We start from the raw sequence: 17959 nt of genomic DNA, 5'->3' as shown, positions 1-17959 counted from the left end.
TTCCTTATTCATAGCGTAATATACGATCAATACGAATACGTTTTATTCTGTAATTATCGTATTCCCTGGCAAAATTAACTACTATCCGGGCATCATCACACTTGGCAAACTGACCCTTATACACCATCATCGGGAAATCAGGATCAAGCGAGCTATCATTTTCGATTAACTCACGCAAATGAAATTCACCCAAATCCCGTTTATACCCATTAATATATAGCGCTTTGAAATATTGTTTGGTGGTTACTGGAGACATTTCCTTAGAAAAGTACTCAAAAAACTTAATATAGTCTTCAGAATTATAGGCCTGTAGCGCCTCACCAACTAGTATATCAAGAGTAGCTACTAAATAGTCTTTTGAAGGTTGAGCGAAAGCCGCCCCCCAAGATAAACACCCCACTAAGATAGACATCACAATAACTCCAATCAACAAATTCTTCATACTCTAACCCCCCTTTAATAACTATAGCGCCACTTGAGGCTTTTTTCAAGTTATTTACGACTGATTTTGGCCTCAGCAATTTTCTTAAAAAAATGCTTCCCTGAACGAGTAATAAGTACAACCCTAACTACCTGGATGGTACCGTCAGAAGTCTGAAAATACAAGGTATCACTCTGATCGTGTGAGCTAACGCCCCTTAGCTGCCCCCAGTCCTTAGGTATAGATAATTCAGAGCTTGGAGAGTTGTCGCCAAAGTAGCTCTCCTCTTCTAAATCTTGAGCCTCTAGCTTACCAGGGAAACTACTGCTAAATATAAATAAAGCAACCAAGCCCAAAAAGCAAAAAAATAGAATCAACAAGCCTTTCCGCATTTTTACCTCCTTAAATGACATAATATTGCCTGAGTTCGCAAAGCTAACTAAAAATAGTATCCAGCTATCCTTAGTCTTTAACTAAGAACTCCACAAAATCACCCATATTTATTGTAACAAATTTAACCAGATATGCAATCAGAAGCCTAATCAATTTTGCAAATTACCTAATAAAGCTATATAATAGCAACTATGAACCATCTAAAGTATGGAGTTTCTCAAAGTAAGGTAAAGCTGCTCAAAACCAAAATGCGACAGCTTAAAATACACGAATCAGACATCATCGAACGTTTTATTCGAGCAGCCGGCCCAGGGGGCCAAAAGGTAAACAAAACTTCCAGCTGTGTTTATCTAAAGCACACCCCTACAAAAATAGAAGTAAAATGCCAAAAAGAGCGTAGCCAGGCTTTAAACCGATTTTTAGCTCGAAGAATACTTGTTGATAAAATTGAGAGTTTAACCCTGGAAAGAAAAAGTGAAAAACAAAAGCAGATTGAAAAAATACGTCGACAGAAACGAAAACGCTCAAAACGAGCAAAAGAAAAAATACTCAAAAGTAAAAAGATTCAATCAGAAAAGAAAAAATTCCGCAGGCTAGAACCCTCTGCAGAAAACGAATAGCCCAAATGATAAACTCAATTAAAGGCTGCCCAAAATCAACTAAACAACTGACTCATCACAACCATAGCGAGTCACACCAACAAATTGCCTAATATCTTCACGGGCCAAATCACTTATATCCTGAAATTCAGCTCCAGCCTGCCAACCAACCCGATCAGGCTCAACTGCACCAACCCAGGACACCTTTGCTTTAGAATAAACCCTTTCCTTACTAGGCAATTGGAATTCAAATTGCACTATGTCATTGTTTACTAATCTTAAGTCACTAGTTTCAAAGCAAAGGCCTCCTTCGGAAACATTTCTAATTACATCCAAATTATCAAAATTACCTGCTCTTCGCCACATAACTTTACCTTCTAAGTTCACTCTCGGGAATTTCCGCCGATTTTTCATGCTCACCTCCTATAAAATAAAATAGCAAAAAATAAAGGTAGAAAAAGCAAAACCCATCCACAAATAACTACTGCCTCACCCAAGGTAATCTTAATATTCTTTATACCCAAAGGCACATTAAAACTAAATTTAATTAAATCGTCTATTTTTTGCCCTAAAAAAATACCGGCTAAAGGAACAATTAAGAATTTAAATAAACGCAGGCCGGTTCCTTTATCACCAAACCCAAAAGCTATAACTAAATAAACAGCAGCTACGCCAATCGCAACATTCTTACGCTTAAGTACCTGCCTTTTTAAAAATTGTTTTTTTGCCTCAATTAAAACCTGCGTATAAGGATTAGCCTCAGAAGCCCCTTCTAAATGCTTAGTCAAGTCAACTCTATCTTTTTTATCAGTCCAAATACCTTTACAAAAAGGACATTTATCTAAAAAAGTTTCAGAGTTATAAGAAAAATTAAAAGTACCCATATCTATATTACAACGCGGACATTTTCTCACTATCTGCTTACGTCTTTTGCTTAAAAATCGCCTCACTTTATAGATTTGCCGTATTTGACTATAACTGACTTTTTCATTCGATACTAATTTTTCAATTGTCTTGTAAAACTTATCGTGCTCAAGCCAAATTCCTCCACAACCTTCGCACAAACCAACAGTTTGTTCCTGGCACTTAACGTCTTTAAGAATTTTATTGCAAGCCGGACAATTCATGTTTATTTAATGTTCCTGGCTGTTGGCAAAGCCGCTTCATTAACTTTTGGCAACTTCCCAAACATTTTTTGATAGATTTCACTATATTTATCTTTGCCGCCGATCAAACCAAAAGTAAGTGGCATCGCACGTTTAGCCTCTTCAGTCATCGCCCTAGATACATTTTGTATGTCCCACTGGGCATGTGCGTCTTCTCTGAGACGTGATATATGGTATAACTCTCGAGCATTGACCCGCATGAGAACTCTCCGACGATGAGCATTAGTTAAAATATACGGAGCAGCTAAGGGCGTGGTTTTTTCTATAATTTTATAGGTATCATTAGTCTTGTCGATAATTTTTTGAAATTCCTTCTCCATCCCAATTTCATGGATTGATTCCGGTATTGTAACCCCCAGGGCCGGATCATAGCCTTGAGCAGTAATTGTTGACATTCGATGCCTTTTAAGTTGTCCAAAACAAGCCGCCGACAAAATAATATTAAAGGTAAGATTTACATATTCGAATTCCCGAAGCATAGAATCGTAAAACTGCATATTTTGCCAAGCAGTTGTATATATTCTTCTTAGCCCATCTGAAGACAATTTCTTAGTAATAATCAAACATTGTTCATAAGGCATCTGAGATGATACATGTAACAAAGATGCTGCGATAATAGCATCTCCGTTTTCGGTAAACTCAACTAGTTCAACATCGGAAGGCGTCTTTGCTGATTCAAATGAAGAGGCTACCGGCATCATTTCAAAAGCTAACTTCCTCAACTCCGGATAGGTCTTCTGGTCACGCTCATTAGCCTGGTAAAAAATAACGATCGAAGGTGCAACTTCAGCTATTTGTTCATAAATTAACTTACCAAGATTACGAATCTCTTCTAAGGGGTGAGAAGCAAAACGCCGTAGCATAAGCTCTAAATTCCTAGCATTAACTGTCTGACCAACCTGCGATTCTGTAGCTAAAGCTGTAACATAACGAGCATCTTCCTTTGCCCAACCTTCTAAAAGATTGTGTTTTTTTGGATCCTTGGCAAGTTGAGAATGCTTTGTAAAGATATGGCTTTTTAATTTTTCAAAAAGCTTGCCATAAGCTTCATTCTGCTGCTTAATCGTATCCGAGAAAAGTTTCTCCAAAGTCGTACCCTTGATCTCTTCGGGAATAACAAAATCTTTATCCAGGGTAATATAACGTTGGGATTTTTCGGTGTAAGAGCAAAGCCTAAACTTCTCAATCTCCTCCATTCCCAAACGAGAAACTCCCAAGATATCAAGATTAAACACCGCATGTTCGGCGACCGAATGATGGCCCATCTTAAAAATAATAGTTGAGTTTGATTTTCTGGCTCGTTCCACTTCGTCACGAGATTCTTTTCTGATTTCACCAATCGGACGGGGGTCTCGGCTTATCCGAGCATAAGCAGCCGAAAGCACTTCCGGAGTTAAATCCTGCCTTGCCCCGGACTCTTTCTGAATCTGACGCAAAATTTCAGTATCTACATTATATCCGGCTAAGTGCACTTTCATTAAAAAGCTCCTATATAGACAGCATATTACATTAAAAACCCTTTATTGGCAAGTCTTTTACGCTATACAATAAACTGAACCTTGAATCTCGTAAATTAAAAAATCATAAGCTCCGCTGGCGCAAAGCTTCAAAAATTAGTACTGCTGCCGCTACTGAAACATTAAGCGAATCAGCCTTGCCCCTCATCGGAACATGAGTAAGTATGTCAGAATTATTCTGCCAAAATTTACTTACCCCCTTTTCTTCGCTACCAACAACTAAAGCTACGGGCTTCCTAAAATCTAGCGAGGTGTAAACCGAAGAACCTTCCGGATGAGCACAAATTGTAAAAATCTTAAACCGTTTAATCCAAGCTAATATCTCCTGTGAAGCAGCTTTAACGATTGGCTTACTGAAAACAGCACCGACACTTGAACGAACAACCTGATGGCTATAAGGATCTGTGCCGGGTTCAGCCACAATCAACGCATCAACCGAAGCAGCATCAATCGTTCTTAAAATCGCCCCTAGATTCCCCGGCTTCTCAATACCGTCAGCAACAACTATAAACGGAACTGGACTAAGTTTAATATCGCTTAATTTATATTCTGGTCTTAAACCGATGGCAATTACGCCATCTCTTCTATTGCCGTAAGCCATTTTTTCATATACCTTAGAATTAACTTCAGAAATATTAATTTTTCGCTTTAAGGCATGGCTCCCAAGACTCACTTGACTGGTTTTACTTATAAAATCTTTACAGATATATAGCTCTCGAATCTCAATCTTGGCCTGTAAAGCAATTGAAACCTCACGAACCCCTTCGATGATAAAAAGCTTGCTTTTGCGGCTGAAAAGAGAGTTCCTAAGCTTAACTAAATCTTTTACTCTTTGATTATTTACACTTACTATCATATTTAAACTACAAACAAAAAACCCACCCTTTTTTAGGATGGGGATTTTAAATGGCAGAAAGGGAAAAACTCCTTAAGACCTGAATTCAATTCTCCTTAGCTATCAATGATTCTACAGCATCTATGGTGAGTTTCAAGAAAAAAGAGATTCTGCGCATTTTCCCTTATTTTCGCCCTAAAAAGGTACAGTTTACATGCAAAAGGTTGCTATTTACCTTCGTTATACAGATGAACATCCCTCTGAGGAAATGGAATCTCAATATTGTTAACACTGAATTCATCGAGTATTTGCTTATTTATACTAAACATAACATCCCAATAATCACACTGTTTACACCATGCTCTCGCATAAATATTAATACTTGAATCTGCAAATTCCGATATCCCTACTTTTGGCTCCTTAGTTTTAAAAATTCGTTCATCTCTCTTTATAACTTCCGCTACTGTGGTAATTGCCTTCTGAACATTGGTTTTATAACTTACACCTACATTAATATCCAATCTTTTATGGTGCGAATAATTTTGAATTATCTCACCGACTATATGTCTATTGGGAACAACTATCGTTTCTCCATCGACGGTCTTGAGCTCAGTTCGCGGCAATTTCATGTCACGAACCTCACCAGTAACACCAGCTACTTCAATGATATCGCCAACCTTAAAAGGCTTGGTGAAAATTAATGTAACTCCAGAAGCATAATTAGATAACGGCCCCTGTAAGGCAAAACTTAAACCAAAACCAGCTACACTCACACCAGCAATTAAGGGTGCAATCTCAATACCAAACTTTCCTAAAGCTACAACGATAGCAAAAGATATTATTAATAACTTAACTGCTCCAACGATAAATTTAACAACAGTTACGTCAACTTTATTTTTCTCAAGTAACCTTTTAACTAAATTGCTTACATATCTTGCTACCCACCACCCTATCGCTATGACTATAATACCGCCTAAAACCTGAAAGCTATATTTAATAAAAAATTCAACTATCATGTTAAGCAAACTTTTAGCTGTATTTAACTGCTCGACGGTGACTTCCTTAACGCCTTTGATCTCTGCTTGGGCTAAAGCTTGGCCAGATGCCAACAAAATACTTAAAAATGCGATAACTTTCATAACGCCTCCTTTAAACAAGTCGGTGACTGCATAATAAAATTAGTATAATCTAATGAGATACAACAGAGAGGGAAAAGGATTCCTTTGGGTAAAAACTAATTCCTCCTTATTTTTCAATATAATACACCAAAGGTCTTTTGTTGGCAAGTATTTTAGCTGTATGGTCGTTTACATTTAATGACCTACACATGCAGATGTTTTAAAGTAAACTGAAAGCATTTTGGACACAAAACAAATCAGACAATCTTATGATTTCTTAAACAAAAACAGTCTTAATAATAGTGTACAATCCTAAAATTATAGTTAACGCCGCAATTGCTAATTTTAACTTCTTTTCTGTAACATTCTTAACACTCTTTGCTGAAAAAGGGACTGAAAGGATAGCGCCAACAATAATAAAAGGGGCTAACCGTAAATCTAGATGACTTTTTGAAACTAAAACGTATGTTAAAATTCCTACTGCACAAGTTATTCCCTCAGCCAAAGAAGTTATTCCTACTGCACTTTTTCCTTCAACTCCTGAAAGGATCTGACCACTTGTAACTACTGGTCCGTAACCTCCACCACTCAATCCTTTATTGAAAGATGCCACCAAACCTAAACCTATAATTTTTTTCCAAGAAAATTTAAAGCTTTTGTTAAAGCATACAAGTATAACAATCCCCATAGCAAGTACTAAAACGCCAATGTATAATTTAATCCAAAATTTAGGTAGATTAACTGCAAGAAAAACCGCAGCTACAGTCCCGACTACGCTGCATAAAGCTAAAAGCAAGGCCACTTTTAAATGTTTAGGGATACCCCTCTTAAAACATTCAATATGCCCCAGCTCTTTTAATTTCTGACTGATTATACGAAGATCCAAAGTTTTAGGTCTAAGGTTAACGTTACCTTCATGATCATGCATGAATCCAGCCAATAGCCCACTAAATAACTCCGAAATCAAAACTACAGGAACAATCTGCAATGGACTATACCCCATTATCAAAAGCACAGGAGTTAAGGTTGTACCATAACCCATACCTAAAGTAGAATCCATGTACTCACAAACAAAAGCAAGTATCATCAACCCAATGATAAATCCTAATGATAACTCCAGAATCATAACCCCTCCTTTTTAGATTTTATATATTAAAAAAGCCTGACATAGCCCTAGCAATGTTCCAACAAACACCCCAATACATATTCACCTTCCTTTTATACATAAAAAAAGGCCAGGACATTCTGCATAAACAGAGATCCTAGCCTCCAGTTATCTGGTCAGCTCTTTTTATTATTTATTATTTTATACCATTCTAACTTTATTTACTTTGTCAATCTGAATAATTTTACCATCTTGTATATGAATTTGAATCGACCCATAACGTATCTCCCGAATGGCGCTGTAAATATCAATTAAAACGTCGCTATCTATGTCTTTTATCTTACTGCCAAGATTATGCTCTTTTTGTACTTCTTTTTTCATTTTTAATAAAACCGCCTTTTATCCTAAATTAAATCAGAAAGTTTTATTTTCTCTAATTTACTCGAAACATAATCCCTTATTTCCCTTAAGACTTTCAAAGCTTTTTCCTCCTGTTCAAGAGGCGTATGAGAATAAAAATACTTACTAACAGACTCCGTCGGAGCAAGAGCTCCATCCATTAATCGGGCAATTTCAGCAACGCTAATCTTGCTGGACGATTTTGTGAGCTTATACCCGCCTCTAGACCCACGCCTTGTTTTTACATATCGATTTTGCTTAAGAGTTAAGAAAAGTTGTTCAAGATATTTCTTAGAAATACTATACTTGATGCATATATCTTCAATTTTAATAAAATTATCCTTTTCGTGCCTTGCTATATATATAAGCGCTAACAACAAATACTCTGTTTTAGTGGTCAATTTCAATTTTACCCCCTACTTACTTTGTCTATATTGTCTATAGACAATTAAAATGTACCACAATATTTTCTTAATGTCAAGACTGTATGGTATTTCCTAGACTTATTTACTTAAGTCTAAAAATCTAGAATTACAATCCTGGAGGAGCCTTAAATTGCACCACAAAAATAGGTATTGTATCAGTTTTGCTGCTCACAATAGTAGGTTGGAAACGCTAAAAAACACGAAGGGGAAAGGATTCTATTAAATATAAATTAAATTATCTTTGTTTATCGATAATTATGTAATATTTGCGATAGGTTTTAAGAAAAGATGGACTCTACCTACTATCCTCTACTTTTCTCTATTATCCTCTGTATTCACTTTAGATAGGCACAAGGTTATTTAAACTACTCTTTACTTTGAGGTGAGATACCTATCTCTGTAATTAAGCCTTTTCTTTCGCAATGGCACGAACCATATCTTTCTTTGTAATCACACCTACTAACTTATCTTCATCTACTACCGGAAAATAATAAATCTCTTTTTCAATCATTAAAGTAGCAACATCCTCCATTTCTGTACTAGGACCAATAGTAACTATATCTTTTTCCATGATGCTGGATACTTTACTTGCTGTAATCTTTTCTATTTCTTCATTGTATCTCTTAATTCCCAAAGTAAGGAACCCAAGAGAAAGGTTAATAAAGGTTGGCAGATGTACTTTTTTATCCTGAAAAATCACGCCTTCTTCATTAACAACTCCCAATAATTTTCCGCTCTTATCTACTACTGGAGCACCGCTTATGTTTTTCTCCATAAATAATTCTGCCAATTCATGAATGTCCATTTCAGGGCTAACCGTAATAACTTTTTTTGTCATTATATCTTTTATCAACATAGACCCTCCTTATATTGCAATTATATCACTTCCATAATAAAAAAGTTAAGGAATTAAACTAAGCTTGATATGCCTCTCCTAAAAGATCAACACCTAACTTATTAAAAAGATGGTTAAGCTTTGCCATTGGTAAGCCTAAGATATTGTAAAACGAACCTTGGATGTTATCAAAAATAAATATTCCCGGGCCTTCAATGGAAAAACCTCCGGCTCTATCATCAAAAACAGCTATTTTTATGAACCGATTGATTTCCTTTGCTGAAAGTTTTCGGACGTAAATTTTTGACTTTTCAACCGCGTTCACTGCGACTTGTCTTTTTGCATCAATCACACAAAGCCCAGTATAAACAAAAAGCGTTTTTCCTGAAAATAACTTAAGGAACTCTTTAGCTTCTTTCTTTGTTCTTGGCTTTCCGAGTAGACGTTTTTCTGCTAAAACAATCGTATCGGCACCGATAATAAATCCTGTTTTACATCTAGACGCTACTTTTTTAGCTTTGGCTTGAGCATTAAATAAAACATTTGCCCTTATGCTTTTCCTATTGTCGACCTTTTCGACGGTATTACTAATGACGATTTCATGTTTTATTCCACACTCTTTAAGTATTTTTGAGCGCCTTTTCGAAGCTGAAGCTAGAATTATTTTGTGTTTCATCTTTTTAGGGTAGGCTGGATGTGACCTGGATACATACTTAATTACTTAGCGATAAAACCGTCTCTTTCTCTCTCCTTTTCTATTATTCTTTTTCCATCGCACATTTGTCGGCCTTTTTATATTTTTACTATTAGCGCCTGGCTTGCAGCCAAGCCCTCTCCTACCTTTAGGCAGCGGCCGAGCAGCAGCACCAACAGCGTTTTCCGCCTCACGAGAATAAAAAGAATTATCACGCTCAACCGATATCTTCAGACGTACCATCTTTTCAATTGCTCGCAAACAATCTCTCTCCGGCGCTGCACAAAATGAAACTGCATCGCCACCAGCACCGGCCCGGGCTGTACGCCCGATGCGATGCACATAAGTCTCCGGAGTATTTGGCAAATCGTAATTTATTACATGTGAAATCAAGTCAACATCGATTCCTCGCGCAGCAATATCAGTAGCAACTAAAACACGAATCTGTCCCATTTTAAACTTACTCAATGCCTTAGTGCGCGCACTCTGGCTTTTATTACCGTGGATCGCTTCCGCGCTGATATTAAGCCCCGATAATTTTCTAACAACTTTATCGGCAGAATGCTTCATCTGCACAAAAACTAACACCCGATTCCAATGTTTAGCCTCAAGCAACTGTGCTAAAAGGACTTCCTTCTTATCTTTATCTACAAAAAAAACTTTCTGTATAATTCGCTCTACTGCCGGCTTATCCGGAGTTACACTTACAAAAACAGCATTGTCTACGATCTTTTCTGAAAGTTTAACCACTTCCGGGTCCATCGTAGCCGAGAAAAAAAAAGTCTGGCGTTTTTTAGGTATTTTGGCAATAATGCGTTTGACATCATAAATAAAACCCATATCAAGCATACGATCAGCTTCATCTAAAACAAAAATCTCAGTCTCACCCAACCGTAGGTGATTCTGATTAACCAAGTCCAACAAACGCCCAGGAGTAGCTACGACAATATCTACCCCCTGCTTCAGCGCCCGCACCTGAGGATTCTGATTAACACCACCAAAGATAACCGTATGAGACACCTTTAGATATCGTCCATAGTTTCCAACACTGTCTCCAATTTGGGCAGCTAGCTCACGAGTTGGCGCCAAGACTAATACCCGGTTCTTACCTCTCGCCCGAGGGCGTGGGTTTTTCTTCAAATATTGTAATATCGGCAAAACAAAGGCCGCAGTTTTTCCAGTTCCAGTCTGCGCACAACCGATCAAATCTCGCCCCTCAAGTAAATGCAAAATTACCTGTTCCTGTATAGGAGTAGGTGTATGATAGCCCCGGTCTGATACCGCATGCTGCAACTCGGGTATAAGCTGGGTAAACGCTCCCCTCGCTAGAATATGAGGATGTGACGATTTATGATAATGTTTATCCATATTACCCCATTATATTTAATTTCTGAAACATTGGTTACAATTTTAACACTTTAGTGGGAAAATAGCAATTTAGAGCAAGAGGGGTTAAAGAAAGGGAAACTCCAATAAATCAGACAAAATTATCTATTTCTATTTCATCCACGCCATTATCTTTTTTTACTTTTTATATATCTTTCTAGTTCTTTTGGTGTAGATATCATAACATCATAGAAATTACCAAACTTTTCACAGTCTGGGGGATTATGTCTTTTGCAAATATCCGGCCTGCGTTCATATATCGTGCACTTGTTATCTTTTGATAAAAATCTACACCTGCCTTTGATCCATTGATACCAATGGTGATGCCGTATATATATCTTTACATTGGTAAAATGAAGTTGCCACTTCAAATCCTCCACCTCTCTCTTGTTAGCTGGTTTACCTATGGCCATTGCAAGATTTTTACAACATATAGCAGGACAACTTTTGCAGTGTCTATTTTTTGGAATACCTGGCTTTTTTTTCATAATTTTTATATGCTTACATTAGGTTAGAACACTTTGCTCTACATCTACTTCGTGTAAGTTAAACGACCAAATCAAAGTTTCGCTAAACTATGTAATATTTTTCTATATTCAAGGATAAAACTATCTACAGATGCTGAATTCTATTAAACAAAACCCGATTCCTCCTTTATTTTCAATATATTATACCAAAAACCTTTTGTTAGCAAGTATTTTAGCTGTGCGCTTACTTACATTTAGTGACGTCTATGTGAGGATGTTTTATGTTGGATAGGCACAGTTTGGACGCAAGGAAAGGATAGGTTTATTGGCGTTGAGGGGATCGTTTAAGTTATTAGATAGTTTTAATGTAATCCTGCATTGTAAAACATACAGACAGAGCATTTAGGATTTCCACTTATAGGATCGAAAGTGTCTCCCGATAAAAAATTTCCAGTAGATAGGTTATTGTCATCTAAAACCCTATCGATTAATAAGCCACGATTTTGTGCTGTTTCAGTAGGCGTCGCCCAAAAATGTATTTCAACAGATTCATCTTCAATGCCGTTGTTATCAAAATCAGCCCAGGCTCCTTGATATTGGTAATTTGGGTATAAAGGCCCCGAGGGATTCCATGGTACAGTTGGCCATTTTTCTAGATAAGGGCCATCCCAACCCGAATATCCAGCTTTATTTTCAAAAAAATCTATCCCTACATATTCATGTGGTCCATCGGTGAATACTCCACCACTAGGGCAAGGATTGCAATAGAGATCATCACAAGGAGGAAACTTGCCAGTATCTGCATAATAAGATTGAACAACATTTTTTATAGTTCTAAGGTCAGCAACAACTTGCGTTACCTTCGCCTTCTCAATGGCACGGAATGCATTGGGTGCAATGATTGCGGCAAGGATTGCGATGATTGCAATGACTACAATTAGTTCAATTAGAGTGAATCCTCTTCTCATAGTTAGATTATATCACTATTGAGGTAATTTTGGAATGGGTAGAAATGATAAAAATAAAACGGAGGGGAGAGGATTCGAACCCCCGGTGGGTATAACCCCACAACGGTTTTCAAGACCGCCGCGATAAACCAGACTCTGCCACCCCTCCGGTAAAAAACGATTATTGTTTTTCAATTATAGCATTATGGAATGATTTTACAATGATTTCAATGGTAGTGTAATCCCAAAACTAGCTAACAGCTAGAATTAACTATTTATATCTAATTCCGCCTTTATCCTATCTCGATGTTCAATAAAAGCATCCTTAAGGGCCTTAAGTAAGCTCTTTAAATCTTCTGAATCTGATACGTTAACTTCAAAAAAGCTGGCTTCAGCTAAGGTAGCCTCTATGCCTAGACTTGCCGAGAGAGCCTCTGTTAATGATAGTTCTTGATTCTTAAATTTATCCTGTCTTGCCTCTACGCTCTTAATGGAGCCTTCTATGCCTTCCGAGTTAAACCTTTTCGGATTGAGCTCTATGAGACCTTGCTTGACTTTACTATACAGATTTTGTATCCAATTGGCATGAAGTAATTCTTCCTGAACTAAGGTATTAAAAATTGTCTTTTTTCAGGAAATTTTTCAGCAAGGATTTTGTAAAAATCACTAATTGCCTCCTCGTTTCTAGATAATAGTCCCATAATTTCTGCCTGAACATTATTAGAATCCATGACAACCCTCCCGTTTAAAGTTTATTACTTGAGAGCTCCTTCACCTCCTAATCTAACTATAAAAGTTAGGTTATCGGTCTTATCGACTAAGTCTTTTATGGATGAGATCTTCACGAGGATTTCCCTGAAATTCGCTTCGCTTCCCCAAAAGCTTATTATTCTGGTCGTAAAAATAGGTATAGCCAGTTTTTTCGCTATGGACGGCAATTACCCACGGACCTTCTTCGAATTCAGAAACATTGCTGCCGCCATCCTTCTCAAGTAACTCAGTAATATCAATAACTTTGTTGTCGACTATTAGCTCTTTGCTTGATTCATTGCTAATTATTCGGTAGACTTGAGACGGTTTCGGACCGCAACTAACCATAACTAATAAAAGTGCAAATAGAATATTCTTTTTCATTGCCACCTCCCAATTAAAATACTATGAATATTCAGCGTAAGGCTTGAGTAAATATCGTCTGTATTAATGCTGCCCCCTGTTTCATCCCCTCAAGAGCAACGTTACCTATTCGAATCGGATAGCTAATTTTTAAATAAATACCAAAAAAAATTAGATTTAAAAGATACAAAATGCTAAAAAGAAATAAGTAGTTTATCACTGTGGCAAAAGTATGTCCTTTAGTTTCACGAGCAATAAAGATTAGGTGTCCGGTAAAAACAAAACCTCCGACAAAAACAAAAATATCTCGACTATAGTTAAGACTTAAAACTTTTGGTAAGAAAAAGAAACCTAAGCCAAGGACTATCAGAATTGAAGGAAATACTAAAGTAAAAAAAGAAGAACGAAAGAAAAAATTCTGGATCCCTTTATATAAACCATTTAAGTCAGCAACAAAAGCATAAAATCCAAAACAAGAAACTAACGACAAAACAAGGACGGCAATGTCAAAGTTCTCTTTTGTTCGTAACTCATGCCAAAACTCTTTAGTTACCTCAGCTAAAAAACAAAAAATTATTAGAAAAAGAACAAATTTAATTAAGGCAAAAATATAGTTATTTCGCAATCCGCTCTCTTCCACCATAATAACTCCTTAAAACATCAGGCACCACTATTGAACCATCGGGCTGCTGGTAATTTTCTAAAATCGAAACTACTAATCTCGGCAAGGCCAAACCTGAGCCGTTTAAAGTATGGATAAATTGTAATTTATTAGTTGCCTTGTCGCGATAGCGAATATTACCGCGTCTAGCTTGAAAATCCTCAAAATTAGAACAACTAGACACCTCAAGCCATTTGTCTATCCCTGGAGCATAAAGTTCAATATCATAGCACTTTGCAGCAGCAAAGCTAAGGTCTCCAGTTGCTAAAAGATTAATTCGGTAGGGAAGTTTAAGTAAATCTAAAATTTTACAAGCATCTTTAAGTAAATTCTCCAGCTCTTTATAAGATTCCTCCGGTTTAACAAATTTAACCAACTCTACCTTATCAAACTCATGAACCCGCATAAGCCCTCGAGTATCTTTTCCGTAAGAACCGGCCTCGCGCCTAAAACAAGGCGTATACGCTGTATACTTTATCGGCAAGTCAACCTCATTTAAAGTTTCATCTCGATGAATATTAGTAAGCGGCACTTCAGCTGTCGGTATTAAAAATAAATCGTCTTCAGGAAAAGAATACATATCCTCCTCTAAATTGGGAAGCTGCCCAGTTGCCCTCATTGAAGCCCGATTAACTAATTTCGGAGGGATAATCTCAGTATAACCGCCTTGAGCAGTATGAATATCTAACATAAAGTTAATCAATGCCCGTTCAAGTTGAGCCCCCAATCCTTTAAAAAGAATAAAATTAGACCCACTTAATTTTGTTGCTCGCTTAAAATCAATAATATCTAACTGTTCACTAAGCGCTATATGATCTTGGGGCTTGAAGTTAAAACTAACTTTTTCACCTATTTCCTCAACTATTTTATTCTTAGAAATATCTCCCACCGGAAGAGATGAATGTGGGATGTTAGGGATCCGGTCAATCTGAGATTTAAATTCATTGTTGAGCGCGGAAAATTCAGCCTGTAAAGCTACTAATTCTTTTTTGATATCTTTGCTTTCAGTTATTTTGCTCTTAGGATCTTTCTTTTCTTTAAGCAGTTTTTGGACTTCCTTATCGATCTTATTCTGTTTTGCTGACAACTCTTCAATTTTCTGCTGGAGGTCCTTACGTTTCTGATCGAGCTGCAAAAAACTATCCAGATCGAAACGAGAATTTCGTTTTCTTAAAGCTTCTCTTACTGAGTCCGGGTCTTGGCGTATTAACTTAATATCTAGCATATTTTTTATTATACCTAATTTCTTTAAAAAATCTACTACTCTATTTACCCCTTAACCACACACAAAGGGCGCAGTTTGCAAACCTTTCTTGAAATGCCAGCCTGGCTTACGACTTCTATGACATCATCAATATTTTTATAGGCCGAAGGTGCCTCTTCAACAATTGTTTTCTTGCCGGTAGCCCTTACTTCGATTCCTTTCTGCTTCAGCTCTTTCATTAGTTGGTCAAAATCTACAGTCCGAATAGCCTCAGTCCGTGACTTTAGCCTTCCGGCACCATGACAGGTTGAACCAAAGGTTTCTTCTTCGGCTTTTTTGGTTCCAACCAACAGATAGGACGCTGTCCCCATATCTCCGGGAATAATAACTGGTTGACCGATATCGCGGTATTTTTCCGGCAATTTATAATTACCCGGCCCCAACGCCCTAGTTGCACCTTTTCTATGAACACACAAAGTTTTTTCTTTACCCTCAAAATCATACTTCTCAAACTTAGCGATATTATGAGCAACGTCATAAATTAAATCCATACCCAAAGATTGCCAACTTTTAGAAAAAACTTTGCCAAAGGCTTCTCTAGTCAAATACATTAAAATCTGTCGATTGGCCCACGCATAATTAGCTGCTGAGTTCATTGCACCAATATATCTTTTTGCTTCAGGACTATTTAATGGCGCACAAGAAAGCTGTCGATCAGGAATATCTATATTATACTTTGATACACACTGCCGCATGTTCCGTATATAGTCATCACAAACTTGATAACCAAGGCCTCTTGACCCAGAATGAATCATAACCATAATCTGGCCAATTCTTAAGTTTAATTTCTGGGCAATTTTATCATCAAAGATATCCTCAATCGCCTGAACTTCAAGAAAATGATTACCGCTGCCTAAAGTTCCTGATTGGGGCCTGCCTCTATCAAGGGCCCGTTCGGAAACACAATCAGGGTCGGCTCCCTCAATCGCCCCAAATTCTTCGCAAGATTCTAAGTCTTCTTTAACCCCTAAGCCACGTGAAACCGCCCATTTGGCTCCATTAATCAAAATCTTTTTTACCTCGTTATTGGAAACCCTTATCTGCCCCTTAGAGCCAATTCCCGATGGCACATCATTATATAAAACATTAACTATTCTCTCTATTTTTCCCTTTACATCTTCTATAGCTAAATCTGTCTTCAATAACCTTACGCCACAATTGATATCATAGCCAACTCCCCCCGGAGAAATAACCCCGCCAGCTTCAGGATCAGTTGCGGCAACTCCACCGATAGGAAATCCATAACCCCAGTGAATATCCGGCATAGCCAAAGAATATTTAACTATTCCCGGCAAATGGGCAACATTTACTACTTGCTCAAAAGCCTTATCCTTATTTATGTCCCCAATCAGCTTCTCGTTAGCAAAAATAATTCCATCTACCCGCATCCCTGATTTATACGTTTTAGGAATAAGATATTTACAATCACTGATTTTTTCTAAAGGCAACTTCATTTTTTAGGCTATAAACGTGAAAAATGGCTAGTTTAATCTATACATCGAATATGATTTCCGCCACCCAACCATCATCGGTACTGCTGACTTTTAAATCATGATAGGTGGCGGCTTTTATCTCCATCTTTAATTTATTTTCATAAGGATTAAAGTTTTCTCCTCTAAGGCAAGATTTAAGGACTTTTTGTTCCGGTCTGTCTTCTATTTCGATAGAATAGCTTGCCGGTAAAAATTTATAGGCAAAAAACAAAGAAATTAATTCGTTAAGCCAGGTAATCAGGAGCTCTTCAGAATCCTCTGCCTCAACAATAACCCGCTCTTCTATCTCTGGCCTAGGCTCATAATCAACCATAAGTCCAAACAAAACAAGTGCAGCATTCCTGAATAGCTCCTCTAGGCTAAACCCATAAACACGCACCCCAACATCGGCAGTATGTTCAATAAACTCAAAATCACTCATAAGACCTATATCTTAACATGAAAATAATAACTCTGACAATAAAAAAATGGCAAGCTAAAATGAAGACATGGGCCATGCAAGACTTGAACCTGCAACCTCCGGATTAAGAGTCCGCTGCTCTACCAATTGAGCTAATGGCCCAGAAGAAAACCAATTATATCACTGAACTTAAAAAAATCTACACTTTATTGTTAAAACGAATACTTTATAACCGGTGCCTGATGGCCCTAAGAAAAGTTTGCATCAACTAGGATTGGTCGGATATATATGTAACAATCTCTCTTTAGAAATCCATTCATGCCAGTCTTTTTCAAGCTGTCTTACCCCGCCAGGATAATACAGATCAAGAGCTTGAAAAGAAGCTCTCGGTTGGTCGCCTTCTTTATCAAGATGATGAAGGGTCTTCTTTAGAACTATCCTCCCCAGATTACTCTCCATTAAATAGTAAACTATTGACCAAGCCAACCCTCGGGCCGGATTATCAGGCAAGTTCTCGTAATTAGACCACTCCTCGTCACTCATTTTAAGAAAAGACGGTAAATCCATAACCGAATTCCATCGCAACCTCTGCTTAAAAGTTCTATCTTTCGTCTTTGAGGGAACAACTATTAAAGAATCACCCTCTACCAAAGAACTCTCAAAATATTCAGCAATTCCCTCATCAATCCAAGAAGGTTGATGATGCATCACATTATGTAAA

The 17959-nt window shown here is 37.3% G+C and carries 22 protein-coding genes and 2 tRNA genes (1 of these 24 only partly in view); 1 reads left to right on the top strand and 23 read right to left on the bottom strand.

All coding sequences use genetic code 11. The features are described 5' to 3' along the window. Positions 1–4: 4 nt before the first annotated feature. Together K9L86_01635 and K9L86_01630 are read right to left on the bottom strand one after the other, a co-directional pair. Positions 5–442 (bottom strand): hypothetical protein, encoded by a 438-nt coding sequence (locus tag K9L86_01635; protein MCF7907564.1) that lies wholly within the window; start codon positions 440–442, stop codon positions 5–7. Positions 443–492: 50 nt separating this feature from the next. Next, a complete protein-coding gene (locus tag K9L86_01630; GenBank protein ID MCF7907563.1) occupies positions 493–813 on the bottom strand; it encodes a hypothetical protein in 321 nt (106 codons plus the stop codon). A gap of 192 nt (positions 814–1005) precedes the next feature. Between K9L86_01630 and K9L86_01625 the strand changes: the two genes are divergently transcribed. Next, positions 1006–1434, top strand: a complete 429-nt coding sequence (locus K9L86_01625) for a peptide chain release factor-like protein (protein MCF7907562.1) — start codon at positions 1006–1008, stop codon at positions 1432–1434. Positions 1435–1473: 39 nt separating this feature from the next. Here K9L86_01625 and K9L86_01620 read toward each other — a convergent pair whose 3' ends face one another. From K9L86_01620 to K9L86_01520, 21 genes are all read right to left on the bottom strand, one after another. Next, the gene (locus K9L86_01620) at positions 1474–1827 is read right to left on the bottom strand and encodes a PilZ domain-containing protein (protein ID MCF7907561.1); all 354 of its coding nucleotides are present in this window, start codon (positions 1825–1827) and stop codon (positions 1474–1476) included. A 2-nt stretch (positions 1828–1829) separates the two neighbouring features. Then, complete coding sequence (locus K9L86_01615) at positions 1830–2540, bottom strand: zf-TFIIB domain-containing protein (GenBank protein MCF7907560.1); 711 nt, start codon at positions 2538–2540, stop codon at positions 1830–1832. A gap of 2 nt (positions 2541–2542) precedes the next feature. Beyond that, complete coding sequence (locus tag K9L86_01610) at positions 2543–4057, bottom strand: FAD-dependent thymidylate synthase (protein MCF7907559.1); 1515 nt, start codon at positions 4055–4057, stop codon at positions 2543–2545. A gap of 103 nt (positions 4058–4160) precedes the next feature. Then, positions 4161–4952 carry an RNA methyltransferase gene (locus K9L86_01605; protein MCF7907558.1) on the bottom strand — a complete coding sequence of 264 codons (792 nt, stop codon included), beginning with the start codon at positions 4950–4952 and terminating at the stop codon, positions 4161–4163. 206 nt (positions 4953–5158) lie between these two features. Further along, entirely contained in the window at positions 5159–6070 is a 912-nt protein-coding gene (locus tag K9L86_01600) for a mechanosensitive ion channel (protein MCF7907557.1), read from the bottom strand. 256 nt (positions 6071–6326) lie between these two features. Next, on the bottom strand, positions 6327–7175 hold the full coding sequence (locus K9L86_01595; protein MCF7907556.1) for a sulfite exporter TauE/SafE family protein: 849 nt from the start codon (positions 7173–7175) through the stop codon (positions 6327–6329). Between the two features lie 180 nt (positions 7176–7355). Further along, positions 7356–7535 carry a YezD family protein gene (locus K9L86_01590; GenBank protein MCF7907555.1) on the bottom strand — a complete coding sequence of 60 codons (180 nt, stop codon included), beginning with the start codon at positions 7533–7535 and terminating at the stop codon, positions 7356–7358. A gap of 23 nt (positions 7536–7558) precedes the next feature. After that, positions 7559–7960, bottom strand: coding sequence for an Rrf2 family transcriptional regulator (locus tag K9L86_01585; GenBank protein MCF7907554.1), 402 nt, complete (start codon positions 7958–7960; stop codon positions 7559–7561). A 421-nt stretch (positions 7961–8381) separates the two neighbouring features. Next, entirely contained in the window at positions 8382–8834 is a 453-nt protein-coding gene (locus K9L86_01580; protein MCF7907553.1) for a CBS domain-containing protein, read from the bottom strand. A 58-nt stretch (positions 8835–8892) separates the two neighbouring features. Next, positions 8893–9489 (bottom strand): Maf family protein, encoded by a 597-nt coding sequence (locus tag K9L86_01575; protein ID MCF7907552.1) that lies wholly within the window; start codon positions 9487–9489, stop codon positions 8893–8895. A gap of 45 nt (positions 9490–9534) precedes the next feature. Then, positions 9535–10875, bottom strand: a complete 1341-nt coding sequence (locus K9L86_01570; GenBank protein MCF7907551.1) for a DEAD/DEAH box helicase — start codon at positions 10873–10875, stop codon at positions 9535–9537. A gap of 146 nt (positions 10876–11021) precedes the next feature. Continuing rightward, a complete protein-coding gene (locus K9L86_01565) occupies positions 11022–11381 on the bottom strand; it encodes a YkgJ family cysteine cluster protein (protein ID MCF7907550.1) in 360 nt (119 codons plus the stop codon). 341 nt (positions 11382–11722) lie between these two features. Further along, complete coding sequence (locus K9L86_01560) at positions 11723–12328, bottom strand: type II secretion system protein GspG (GenBank protein MCF7907549.1); 606 nt, start codon at positions 12326–12328, stop codon at positions 11723–11725. Between the two features lie 59 nt (positions 12329–12387). Next, positions 12388–12476 (bottom strand) — tRNA-Ser (locus tag K9L86_01555). A gap of 641 nt (positions 12477–13117) precedes the next feature. Beyond that, the gene (locus K9L86_01550) at positions 13118–13441 is read right to left on the bottom strand and encodes a hypothetical protein (protein MCF7907548.1); all 324 of its coding nucleotides are present in this window, start codon (positions 13439–13441) and stop codon (positions 13118–13120) included. 31 nt (positions 13442–13472) lie between these two features. After that, positions 13473–14063, bottom strand: coding sequence for a hypothetical protein (locus K9L86_01545; protein MCF7907547.1), 591 nt, complete (start codon positions 14061–14063; stop codon positions 13473–13475). After that, positions 14035–15306, bottom strand: coding sequence for a serine--tRNA ligase (gene serS, locus K9L86_01540; protein ID MCF7907546.1), 1272 nt, complete (start codon positions 15304–15306; stop codon positions 14035–14037). The genes K9L86_01545 and serS overlap by 29 nt, the downstream gene beginning before the upstream one ends. A gap of 44 nt (positions 15307–15350) precedes the next feature. Further along, entirely contained in the window at positions 15351–16793 is a 1443-nt protein-coding gene (locus K9L86_01535) for an RtcB family protein (protein MCF7907545.1), read from the bottom strand. Positions 16794–16836: 43 nt separating this feature from the next. Next, positions 16837–17259: an archease gene (locus K9L86_01530; GenBank protein ID MCF7907544.1), complete on the bottom strand. Its 423-nt coding sequence runs from the start codon at positions 17257–17259 to the stop codon at positions 16837–16839. Between the two features lie 68 nt (positions 17260–17327). Then, positions 17328–17400 (bottom strand) — tRNA-Lys (locus tag K9L86_01525). A 102-nt stretch (positions 17401–17502) separates the two neighbouring features. After that, positions 17503–17959, bottom strand: the 3' portion of a protein-coding gene (locus K9L86_01520) for a DUF1570 domain-containing protein (GenBank protein ID MCF7907543.1). The gene runs 569 nt beyond the window's last position; only the last 457 of its 1026 coding nucleotides appear in the window; its start codon lies off the right edge, out of view — the gene reads right to left on this strand; its stop codon occupies positions 17503–17505.

It is taken from the genome of Candidatus Omnitrophota bacterium (assembly GCA_021735655.1).
Lineage (GTDB): Bacteria > Omnitrophota > Gorgyraeia > Duberdicusellales > 4484-171 > JAHKAJ01.
This window is presented reverse-complemented; position numbering and strand designations above follow the sequence as displayed.

Bases quoted from the DNA above. Each gene is read 5' to 3' on its own strand.
- K9L86_01545 (MCF7907547.1), bottom strand. From the start codon at position 14,063: ATGGTGGAAGAGAGCGGATTGCGAAATAACTATATTTTTGCCTTAATT.
- K9L86_01615 (MCF7907560.1), bottom strand. From the start codon at position 2,540: ATGAATTGTCCGGCTTGCAATAAAATTCTTAAAGACGTTAAGTGCCAG.
- K9L86_01550 (MCF7907548.1), bottom strand. From the start codon at position 13,441: ATGAAAAAGAATATTCTATTTGCACTTTTATTAGTTATGGTTAGTTGC.
- serS (MCF7907546.1), bottom strand. From the start codon at position 15,306: ATGCTAGATATTAAGTTAATACGCCAAGACCCGGACTCAGTAAGAGAA.
- K9L86_01625 (MCF7907562.1), top strand. From the start codon at position 1,006: ATGAACCATCTAAAGTATGGAGTTTCTCAAAGTAAGGTAAAGCTGCTC.
- K9L86_01570 (MCF7907551.1), bottom strand. From the start codon at position 10,875: ATGGATAAACATTATCATAAATCGTCACATCCTCATATTCTAGCGAGG.
- K9L86_01575 (MCF7907552.1), bottom strand. From the start codon at position 9,489: ATGAAACACAAAATAATTCTAGCTTCAGCTTCGAAAAGGCGCTCAAAA.
- K9L86_01565 (MCF7907550.1), bottom strand. From the start codon at position 11,381: ATGAAAAAAAAGCCAGGTATTCCAAAAAATAGACACTGCAAAAGTTGT.
- K9L86_01635 (MCF7907564.1), bottom strand. From the start codon at position 442: ATGAAGAATTTGTTGATTGGAGTTATTGTGATGTCTATCTTAGTGGGG.
- K9L86_01605 (MCF7907558.1), bottom strand. From the start codon at position 4,952: ATGATAGTAAGTGTAAATAATCAAAGAGTAAAAGATTTAGTTAAGCTT.
- K9L86_01560 (MCF7907549.1), bottom strand. From the start codon at position 12,328: ATGAGAAGAGGATTCACTCTAATTGAACTAATTGTAGTCATTGCAATC.
- K9L86_01620 (MCF7907561.1), bottom strand. From the start codon at position 1,827: ATGAAAAATCGGCGGAAATTCCCGAGAGTGAACTTAGAAGGTAAAGTT.
- K9L86_01610 (MCF7907559.1), bottom strand. From the start codon at position 4,057: ATGAAAGTGCACTTAGCCGGATATAATGTAGATACTGAAATTTTGCGT.
- K9L86_01600 (MCF7907557.1), bottom strand. From the start codon at position 6,070: ATGAAAGTTATCGCATTTTTAAGTATTTTGTTGGCATCTGGCCAAGCT.
- K9L86_01630 (MCF7907563.1), bottom strand. From the start codon at position 813: ATGCGGAAAGGCTTGTTGATTCTATTTTTTTGCTTTTTGGGCTTGGTT.
- K9L86_01530 (MCF7907544.1), bottom strand. From the start codon at position 17,259: ATGAGTGATTTTGAGTTTATTGAACATACTGCCGATGTTGGGGTGCGT.
- K9L86_01580 (MCF7907553.1), bottom strand. From the start codon at position 8,834: ATGTTGATAAAAGATATAATGACAAAAAAAGTTATTACGGTTAGCCCT.
- K9L86_01590 (MCF7907555.1), bottom strand. From the start codon at position 7,535: ATGAAAAAAGAAGTACAAAAAGAGCATAATCTTGGCAGTAAGATAAAA.
- K9L86_01595 (MCF7907556.1), bottom strand. From the start codon at position 7,175: ATGATTCTGGAGTTATCATTAGGATTTATCATTGGGTTGATGATACTT.